We start from the raw sequence: 1,872 nt of genomic DNA on the forward strand, positions 1-1,872 counted from the left end.
GAGTGGGCGATCACGCGTTTGAGCGCGCCTTCCAGCTCACGGACGTTGGAGCGAATGCGTTGGGCAATGAAGAACGCGGCGTCGTGAGGCAGCTCGACTTTGGCCTGATCGGCCTTCTTCATCAGGATCGCCACGCGGGTTTCCAGCTCTGGCGGCTCGACCGCTACGGTCAGGCCCCAGCCAAAACGGGATTTGAGGCGTTCTTCAAGGCCTTCGATTTCCTTCGGGTAGCGGTCACTGGTGAGAATGACCTGCTGGCCACCTTCGAGCAGGGCGTTGAAGGTGTGGAAAAACTCTTCCTGGGAACGCTCCTTGCGGGCGAAGAACTGAATGTCATCGATCAGCAAGGCATCCACCGAACGGTAGAAGCGCTTGAACTCGTTGATCGCGTTCAATTGCAGGGCCTTGACCATGTCCGCCACGAAACGCTCGGAATGCAGGTACACGACCTTGGCATTCGGGTTCTTCTTTAACAGGTGGTTACCCACAGCGTGCATCAAGTGGGTTTTACCCAGGCCGACGCCTCCATAAAGGAAGAGCGGGTTGTAACCGTGCTTGGGGTTGTCTGCCACCTGCCACGCGGCGGCGCGCGCCAACTGGTTGGATTTACCTTCAACGAAATTCTCGAAGGTAAAGGTACGGTTCAGGTAACTGGTGTGCTTGAGCGCACCTTCGACCTGCACGGTACGTTGCTCGGCACGAACCGGAGCCTGTTGCGAACTGGCGCCGGCCATCGGGTCGAAGCTGTCACGGGAAGGTTCTTCCTCGGAGACCTCAACCACTTTTTGTGTGGCACGCTTGGTCGAAGCCGCGGCAGGTGCTGGCGGCGGCGGGCTGGCGGGCGCTTGAGCAGCCTGGGCCTGGGAAGCCGCGGCAGCCAGCGGAGCGTTTGGCGCGGCTCGGGGTGCCGAACTGCGTTTGCTGCCTATTAATAAGGATAGCGCAGGCGCCATGCCATTGCCGTGCTCATCGAGCAATTCGAGAACACGCCCCAGGTACTTTTCGTTGACCCAGTCCAGAACAAAACGATTGGGTGCATACACACGCAACTCGTCGCCTTCGGCTTCGACCTGTAGTGGACGGATCCAAGTGTTGAATTGTTGGGCAGGCAGCTCATCGCGCAGAAGCTCCACGCACTGCTGCCAAAGTTCCACTGACACGGATATCCCCTAAGTTGAAAGCCGGTGAGGCAAAAACAAGCGGCCATTGTAGCGACCAGACGCCGACTTATCCACACGAAGGTGGTTCATCGACCAAGAAGAATCGCCCATTCATACGCAAAAAAGACGACCAGTGGTCTGTGCATAAGCTCTGTGGATAACCGGGGTTGAGGTCATTGCACAACTGGGGGCGAAACTCGGTGGATAACCGCCCTGTGGATAAGCCGACCTTCCACACACAGGTTATCCGACAGCGCAGCACAGGCTGAACACCGTTTTCCACTGTAGTTGTCATTCTCTGTACAGCAGGTAAAACAAGGGATGAATCGACTTATCCACAGATGGGTACGTGCCTAGCTTTTATAAGCTTTACAGAAAAGCTTTAAATACTTTCCTTTCTTATTTTTATATTTGCCGACGGTTCGTTCAGCGTAAAACCTCTGGAGATCTATTTATGAGGAAACGCTGGTTGGAAATTGACCTGAAGGCTTGCTTTCTCTAGAATCCCCGGTCTCTTAAAACGGGGGCCATTCCGGCCCGTTGTGGACGAACCAGGTAACACGACAATGAAACGTACTTTCCAACCAAGCACTATCAAACGCGCTCGTACCCACGGTTTCCGTGCTCGCATGGCTACCAAGAACGGCCGCGCAGTCCTGTCGCGTCGTCGCGCCAAAGGTCGTGCGCGTCTGGCAGTTTGATAAGCCGGCAC

General features: G+C 55.9%; 2 protein-coding genes. One reads left to right on the top strand and one right to left on the bottom strand.

Translation table 11 applies throughout. From position 1 onward, the window contains the following. The coding region (gene dnaA / locus ACRESJ_RS23725; RefSeq protein WP_431760080.1) for a chromosomal replication initiator protein DnaA at positions 1 to 1,160 on the bottom strand (1,160 nt) is incomplete at its 3' end. A gap of 566 nt (positions 1,161 to 1,726) precedes the next feature. Between dnaA and rpmH the strand changes: the two genes are divergently transcribed. Then, positions 1,727 to 1,861: a 50S ribosomal protein L34 gene (gene rpmH / locus ACRESJ_RS23730; RefSeq protein ID WP_003213577.1), complete on the top strand. Its 135-nt coding sequence runs from the start codon at positions 1,727 to 1,729 to the stop codon at positions 1,859 to 1,861. The last annotated feature ends 11 nt before the right edge of the window (positions 1,862 to 1,872 follow it).

This window comes from Pseudomonas sp., assembly GCF_050739655.1.
Classification (GTDB): Bacteria; Pseudomonadota; Gammaproteobacteria; order Pseudomonadales; family Pseudomonadaceae; genus Aquipseudomonas.

Bases quoted from the DNA above. Each gene is read 5' to 3' on its own strand.
- rpmH (WP_003213577.1), top strand. From the start codon at position 1,727: ATGAAACGTACTTTCCAACCAAGCACTATCAAACGCGCTCGTACCCAC.